The organism is uncultured Faecalicoccus sp., from assembly GCF_944325745.1.
GTDB lineage: Bacteria > Bacillota_I > Bacilli_A > Erysipelotrichales > Erysipelotrichaceae > Faecalicoccus.
The window spans coordinates 1-7,293 of record NZ_CALVBG010000057.1; the positions used below are offsets into that span (position 1 = coordinate 1).

Below are 7,293 nucleotides of genomic sequence, written 5' to 3' on the forward strand. Positions count from 1 at the left end.
AATGGTATCGTATTTGGTATCAAATGATGTTAGAGTTTTTATAAAAAAATGGACTTTAGTGTCCATTGTTGATAATTTGATATCCTTTTCTCTTTACGGTATTTCGAATATAATCGATCGTTTGATCCAATCCATGGTCTGCCAGGGTTGTCAGAAGATGTAGGATCAGCTTGTCGGTATCCGGGTGGATCATGATGCGGTTTCGTCCCTGGAGATAGTAATCCAAAGCGCTGCGGTCGGTGTATTTTTCTTTTTGATAGATCATACTGGCGGCAACGCGGTCACAAAACATTTCGATCACATAGTTGACGGGCATACGCACAGGATGGACGCCTTGGGGGCCGTTATCGAGCCAATATTCCCAATGGTGTTTGTTTCTTCCTTTATGGTGAAGCCAGCTCAATGAATACCCAATGTCTTCTTTTTGGGCATCGATGGGAGAACGGAAACCTTGATAGTATTGGAATCCAGTCTTTAATTCGGTCCAGGAATATTTACTGAGATCGTGCAAGAAGCCTTGTTTATAAAGATGACACCGAAAACAGAGCTTGGTAACCTCTGCTTTATGTTTGTTGATGGTTTTTAAATGCCCTTTGATCTTAGAAAGGGAGGTCATGGGATCACTTCCTTTTGACGTTTTTTATTCTAGCACAAAGTGTTAGAATGATACCATTGAAACCCAGGGAGGAATTTTCATGAAATTTGCGGACTATATTTATCATCATCCGGATGTTGAAACCTTAAAAAAAGAAATTCAGACGATCGAGAAACAGCTTCAGGAAGCTTCGGATCTTGAATCGTTCTGGAATGCGTTTATGGCCTTTGATGCCTTGAATCAACATTTGTCTACGGATCTGAATCTTTGCGAGATCCGCCATACGATCAATACCAAGGATTCGTATTATAAACAGGAAGAAGATTATCTCAATGAGATCCTGCCAATCGTTCAGGAAGATCTGGTTCGAGTCGGCAATGTAATCTTGGAAAGTCCTTATCGAAAAGAACTGGAAAAGAAGATCCCGCAAACGTATTTTTGGGCCAAAGAACTGGAAAAGAAATGTTTTTCACCGGAAGTGATCGAAGATCTGCAAATCGAAAACAAAGCTTCCAGTGCTTATCAACAGCTTGTGGCCGGTGCTCAGGTGGAATTTGACGGAAACACGTATACACTTTCGCAATTAGAGCCTTTGATGAAAAGTAAGGATCGCTCATTGCGCAAACGAGCTATGAAAGCTTACTGGGGCTGGTTTGAAGAAAACGAGGAAGAACTGGCTTCGATTTTTGATACGTTGGTCAAGACAAGAGACCGAATTGCCAAAAAATTGGGATACGAAAACTTTATCGGCTGCGGATATGACCGCATGTATCGTTTTGACTATGATCAAAAGGATGTCGAAACGTACCGTCAACAAGTTTTAAAGACGGTGGTTCCTTTAAATAACAAGCTTTATGAAAGGCAGAAAAAGCGATTAGGTGTCGATCGTTTGATGGCGTGGGATGAAAAAGTGGAATTTGTGAGCGGCAACCCTAAGCCCAAACACGATCGCCAAACGATGGTTCAGTTGGCTTTACAGATGTATCGGGAATTGTCTGTGGAAACGGGTGAGTTCTTTGCGTATATGATCGATCATGATCTGATGGATCTGGACAGTAAACCGGGAAAAGCGGCCGGCGGCTATTGTACGTATCTCAATGATTATGATGCCCCGTTTATCTTTGCGAATTTCAATCAGACCAGCGGCGACGTCGAGGTCCTGACCCATGAAGCAGGACACGCCTATCAGGCTTACTCTTCCAAAGAGATCGTTCCGATGGAATGTATTTGGCCCACCAGTGAAAGTGCGGAGATCCATTCGATGTCGATGGAATTTTTGACCTATCCATGGATGAAAAACTTCTTTTTGGAAGATACGAAAAAGTTTATCTTTGATCATTTGAGCGGGGCCGTTAAATTCTTGCCGTATGGAGTGCTGGTCGATCATTTCCAGCACGAAGTCTATGCCCACCCCGAAAAAGATCATGCCTGGCGTATGCAGATATGGAGAGAGCTGGAAAAACAATATCTTCCGCATAAAGACTATGAAGAAATTGAACTCTTAGAAAGAGGCGGCTGGTGGATGCGGCAGCTGCACATCTTTATGGATCCTTTCTATTATATTGATTACACGCTGGCACAAGTCTGTGCATTACAGTTCTGGGCCAGAGCACAGAAAAAAGATCCGGATACATTCCAGGATTATCAGCGGATCTGTAAGTTAGGCGGCAGTCTTCCGTTCAAACAGATCGTAAACCAGGCGCATCTTAAAGTTCCTTTTGAAGAAGGGTGTCTGGATGAAACGATCCAGGAAGTCTCTGCGGCTCTGGATTCAATCATGGATGAGGAACTTTCATGAGAAGGGCCAGACAACAGCTTTCAACCATCGAATGCGAAAGGATCCTGAATCAAAATACATCGGGCATCTTATCCCTTTGCGGCAAGGATCAGCAGCCTTACGGGGTCCCGTTAAGTTATGCGTATGCGGATCATCGGATCTTTTTCCACGTCGCGAAAAGCGGTCATAAATTGGATTTGATCCAAGAGAATTCCAAGGCATCATTTACGGTGATCGACCAGGATCATGTACTGCCGGAAGCTTTCACGACAAAGTATAAAAGCGTGATCGTTCAGGGAAAACTATGGATTGCCAAGGATCCCTTAAAACGAGAAGGGCTGATCAAGCTGAGTGAAAAATACAGTCCGGGATTCGATCCCGATCCAGAAATCAAACGGTATGGGGATCAATGTGAGGTTTTAGTTTTAGAAATCGAAACTTGTACCGGAAAACAAGCAAAAGAATATTTATAAAGAAGAAATTGAAAGAAGAATATGCAAAACGACACACTTTCCAGATTACGCAATGGGGAAGCCTTAAATTTATCGCAGCAGATCAAGATGATCTTGTTGTTGGCGATCCCTGCCATATTATCGCAGATCTCCAGTACGGCGATGCAGTATATCGATGCCAGTATGGTGGGAAGTCTGGGCGCCCAGGCTTCTGCCAGCATTGGTTTAGTCTCCAGTACGACATGGATGTTTGGTGGTGTAAGTTTTGCGATCATTACCGGCTTTACTGTTCAGGTAGCCCATGCGATCGGAGCTAAAAATTTTGTGCGCGCCCGCAATATTATGAAGCAGGGCTTCTTGTTTGGCGAGGGGTTTGCGTTGGTTTTGGCGGTGGTTGGCGCCGGCATTTCTTCCTTTTTACCAGGATGGTTAGGGGGAACACCAGAGATCTTACAGAATGCCTTTTTGTACTTTCTGGTCTTTGCCTTGTTTCTTCCTTTTCAACAATTGAATTATTTGGCCACAGGGATGCTGCAGGCATCGGGGAATATGAAGGTTCCCAGCATCTTGAATATCTTGATGTGTATTTTGGATGTGTTCTTTAATATGTTCTTTATCTTTTATCTGGATCTGGGGGTCATGGGCGCCAGTATTGGAACGGGTTGTTCGCAGCTGGTAGTTTCTTTACTGATGTGCGGCTTTCTCTTTTTCAAAAGTGAGTTTTTACATCTTCGTAAAGAGGAAAAATTCCACTGGGATAAAGAGATTTTTTCCCAGGCCTTGCGAATCGGACTTCCGGTCGGTTTAGATCGGCTGGTCACCAGCAGTGCCTATGTGGCCTTCACGCGCATCGTTTCTCCATTAGGGACAATTGCGATTGCGGCCAACAGTTTTGGCATCACGGCCGAAAGTCTTTGTTATATGCCGGGTTATGGGGTGCAAAGTGCGGCCATTACTTTGATTGGTCAAAGCATTGGCGCTAAGCGTAAAGATCTGACTTTTCGCTTAGGGGTGCTGACGACATTCTTAGGAACGGGACTGATGACTTGTTCCGGGTTATTTATGTATTTTGGTTCGCCATTGATGATGCATCTTTTGAGTCCGGATGCTCAGATCGTCGCTTTAGGGGTACAGATCCTTCGCATTGAGGCTTTTGCCGAACCGATGTATGGGGCCAGTATCGTAGTGGCCGGCGTTCTTCAGGGAGCTGGCGATACTTTATCTTCTTCTTTGATGAATCTTGTCAGCATGTGGTGTGTCCGTATTCCATTGGCGGCCATTTTGGCAGGAACTTACGGTTTGCCGGGTGTCTGGTTTGCGATGGCCTTAGAATTGAACGTGCGCGGTATCTTATTCTTGATTCGTCTGTTTCGTAGGAAATGGATGAGAAAACTAGCCTGATCCACAAAACAACTCCCCTTTTTAAACAGGGGAGTTTAAAAATTCATGAGGTGCCAAGATTCTTGGATAAAGAATTCCAGATTCCAGAAAGTCTTTGTCGCCAGTTAATAAAACATCTGCGTTTGCGTGTAAAGCAGCACGCAAAATAGGTCTATCATTTTTATCACGAACTTTATCTTCAAGAGGATTCTTTTTCAAAGGTACAGGTACAATTTCTAAAGAAATGCAAGATATAGACAAAAATTGATTCAGAACATCTAACTTGTGAGGAAACTTCTTGGCAAAAACTCGTTTAAGTTCATCTATTGTTTGTTCACAAATTAAACCGTGATTTGGATATGTAACAGCTTTTATATAAGCAAAATATGGAACACTGTTTACGTTGAGTGCAGCTGAAATAATGATATTAGTATCAATTAGAACTCTCATTCTTTATCGTTTCTGATTTCTTTTACAAGATCGATGATTTCTCGCTCAGATGTCAATCCTGTTTTATCAGCTTCTTGCGAAAGTTCTTGTTGCAGCATCTGCATGGCGTAAACAGCGGAATTAACGAGCCGGACACTTTTGCCCTCAACTATAAAAGTCACTCGGTCTCCATTCGATACACCTAATACATCTCGTACATCTTTTGGAATCGTGATTTGACCTTTTGCCATGACCTTGGCATTGTCAATAAATGCATTAGAAAACATAGATTTACACCACCTTTCAAAAGTAGGGAAATCCCTACTTTTATTATAAATAATTGATTATTTATATACAATGATTTTTATAAGCTTTAAAATGATTTATATAAAAGGCGGTGGGTATTTATGAAGAAAATAGTAAAAGTCGAGCCTTATTATAAACCGAGAATGTGGGGCGGAGGAACGAGATTGCGCAATGAATTTCATTATGTGACTGAAGTGGTACCACTAGGAGAAGTCTATAATGTAGTGGCTTTGCCTCATCATGCGGATTGTTTCGTACCGAAAATGAATTGTACTTTGTCTGAATTATATGATCATTATCCGGAATGGTTTGAATGTGAAACACCAGAGTTGCCTATTCGTGTCAATATTTTAGATCCAATGGAGGATCTTTCCATTCAAATTCATCCTGATGATGATTTCGCAAGGCAATATAATAAGGGGCGCGGCAAACCGGAAGCTTGGGTTATTTTAGACGCTCCTGAAGAAGGATATATTGAATTTGGACATTATGCTCAAAATAAAGAAGAGTTTATTCGCTGGGCAGAACAAAAAGAATGGGAAAAGCTCCTTCGTTATCTTAAAACACCGGTGGACGGTTTTATAGATATACCGGCAGGGACTTTGCATGCGATTGGCAAAGGCGTATTAACCTACAATATTTCCAGGAATGCGGATTGTACACTACGGCTTTATGACTATGATCGGGTTGATCCAGATACAGGAAAGAAAAGACCTATTCAACCTGAGGCTGTCTTTGAAAATGTTAATATCCCAGATCGATTGATATCGTTTCTAATGTTTCCGTCGGCAACGGAGTGGGGATGCAAAGTGACGCGTTATTGGGATGAGCCGGGATTGTATACATTAATGCGAATTCAAACAGAAGATCGAGGGCGGTTTTTGCATGATCGCTTTGCGTTCTATACTTGTGTAAAAGGATCTGGTATGGTCAATGATATCAAGGTTGAACAGGGCGAAACCATCTTGGTTCCTGCTCATACCGGATGGCTAGAGTTCCAGGGCAACATGGATCTTTTTTTGGCCAGTTATCGGAATGAGAATAGTTAAGGATACTTTTATTAAAATTTATGATAATTCGAAAAAACTATAATAAAACACTCGAAATTACTATAATAAAATACTCGAAAAAACTATATCACGAATCAAATAGTATTGATCTTTGATATAAATTCGTCCATGTATTTCTTATTTTATAGAAGAAGTAACGTAAAATTTGAAAATTAACATAAAATAGGTTACCACAAAAAAAGTGTGATATAAGGATAGAAAAAGACCCGATCTATTGTTGATTGGGTCTTTGTGGCGTTGGATCAATATCCTAGTTCTTCGCCGACCAGGATCACATGAATGCGTCCGGTCTGGCCGCTTCTTCTTGTGACAAGGATCTGATTACAGATACAGTCGGGTTCCAGACAATTCATGCATCGTCCAAAGCGGGCACAAGGAGTATCTTTGTGCAGTCTTGTCGTGTTGGGAGGGGTTGCCATATTGCGGACGCGGGCGATGCCGCTTGGAACATCGGTTACGACTTTGTTCATGCCGGCGATCACTAAAACGTGTTCGGGACCGAAACATAAATAACAGATGCGGTTGGCGGTGCCGTCAATATTGATCAGTTCGCCGTCTAAGGTGATCGCATTGGCGCTCATCAAAAACCAGTCGGCATTGAAGATCTTGGTCGCCTGTTCTTTTTTGTCTCCCTGCATGCGGTCGATCGCATCATAGTTGCCTTCTTTCAGGGTTTGGATCAGACCAATCTCTTCCATGGTCATGGATCCGCCCCAGCCAATCGAGCTATTTTCCGGAATCAGTTCTAAAGCTTTGGCCAAGGCATCTTCTTTAGTAGCGCAATAATAACCGCTCATATTTCGTTTTTCTAAATTTGCAATGATCGTTTTAGCGGTATTTTGAAAAGAAATTTGTTTGGGATTCATAGTGTTCCTCCTTTTTTGTTTTCATTGTATCATGCATTTGGCTTGTTTTATACCTATTAGGGGTATAATATGTATGTGGTGGTGATTTTATGAATGAATTAAAAAAACAGTATAAACATATGCCAAGAGATGAAAAAGAAGTGCGAAATATGAAGAGTCGGCTGCATCGTATGGTGGGGCAGCTTAACGGTATTGAAAAAATGTTGGATGAAGGCCGTTACTGTGGAGATATCTTGATTCAGATATCGGCGATCGAGAGTGCTCTGCAGGCTTTAGGATATATAGTCTTGCAGGATCATCTGGAGACTTGTGTTCGAGAAAAAGTCAAAGAAGACGACGAGGAAGTCATGAAGGAAGTGCTGACTTTGATCAAGAAATTAAAATAGAGGTGATACGATGGAAAAGCAGTTTGATGTCA

At 42.0% G+C, this 7,293-nt stretch carries 9 protein-coding genes; 5 read left to right on the plus strand and 4 right to left on the minus strand.

The features are described 5' to 3' along the window. Positions 1-55: 55 nt before the first annotated feature. Complete coding sequence (locus Q0J48_RS05875) at positions 56-616, minus strand: DUF5662 family protein (protein WP_296242470.1); 561 nt, start codon at positions 614-616, stop codon at positions 56-58. Positions 617-695: 79 nt separating this feature from the next. Between Q0J48_RS05875 and Q0J48_RS05880 the strand changes: the two genes are divergently transcribed. Genes Q0J48_RS05880 through Q0J48_RS05890 form a run of 3 tightly spaced genes read left to right on the plus strand, consistent with a single transcriptional unit; the run spans position 696 to position 4,225 of the window. Next, the gene (locus Q0J48_RS05880; protein ID WP_296242471.1) at positions 696-2,393 is read left to right on the plus strand and encodes a M3 family oligoendopeptidase; all 1,698 of its coding nucleotides are present in this window, start codon (positions 696-698) and stop codon (positions 2,391-2,393) included. After that, complete coding sequence (locus Q0J48_RS05885) at positions 2,390-2,845, plus strand: pyridoxamine 5'-phosphate oxidase family protein (protein ID WP_296242473.1); 456 nt, start codon at positions 2,390-2,392, stop codon at positions 2,843-2,845. The genes Q0J48_RS05880 and Q0J48_RS05885 overlap by 4 nt, the downstream gene beginning before the upstream one ends. A gap of 21 nt (positions 2,846-2,866) precedes the next feature. Continuing rightward, positions 2,867-4,225 (plus strand): MATE family efflux transporter, encoded by a 1,359-nt coding sequence (locus tag Q0J48_RS05890; RefSeq protein ID WP_183374310.1) that lies wholly within the window; start codon positions 2,867-2,869, stop codon positions 4,223-4,225. A 21-nt stretch (positions 4,226-4,246) separates the two neighbouring features. On the opposite strand, the gene Q0J48_RS05895 is transcribed toward Q0J48_RS05890, so the two are convergent. Next, positions 4,247-4,654 (minus strand): putative toxin-antitoxin system toxin component, PIN family, encoded by a 408-nt coding sequence (locus Q0J48_RS05895; RefSeq protein ID WP_183374308.1) that lies wholly within the window; start codon positions 4,652-4,654, stop codon positions 4,247-4,249. Continuing rightward, a complete protein-coding gene (locus Q0J48_RS05900) occupies positions 4,651-4,920 on the minus strand; it encodes an AbrB/MazE/SpoVT family DNA-binding domain-containing protein (RefSeq protein WP_183374306.1) in 270 nt (89 codons plus the stop codon). The genes Q0J48_RS05895 and Q0J48_RS05900 overlap by 4 nt, the downstream gene beginning before the upstream one ends. Positions 4,921-5,040: 120 nt before the next feature. Here Q0J48_RS05900 and Q0J48_RS05905 point away from each other — a divergent pair, with 120 nt between their 5' ends. Continuing rightward, complete coding sequence (locus tag Q0J48_RS05905) at positions 5,041-5,988, plus strand: class I mannose-6-phosphate isomerase (protein ID WP_296242476.1); 948 nt, start codon at positions 5,041-5,043, stop codon at positions 5,986-5,988. Between the two features lie 263 nt (positions 5,989-6,251). Here Q0J48_RS05905 and Q0J48_RS05910 read toward each other — a convergent pair whose 3' ends face one another. Next, positions 6,252-6,875: a lactate utilization protein gene (locus Q0J48_RS05910; RefSeq protein ID WP_296242478.1), complete on the minus strand. Its 624-nt coding sequence runs from the start codon at positions 6,873-6,875 to the stop codon at positions 6,252-6,254. A gap of 89 nt (positions 6,876-6,964) precedes the next feature. Here Q0J48_RS05910 and Q0J48_RS05915 point away from each other — a divergent pair, with 89 nt between their 5' ends. Next, the gene (locus Q0J48_RS05915; protein ID WP_296242479.1) at positions 6,965-7,261 is read left to right on the plus strand and encodes a metal-sensing transcriptional repressor; all 297 of its coding nucleotides are present in this window, start codon (positions 6,965-6,967) and stop codon (positions 7,259-7,261) included. The last annotated feature ends 32 nt before the right edge of the window (positions 7,262-7,293 follow it).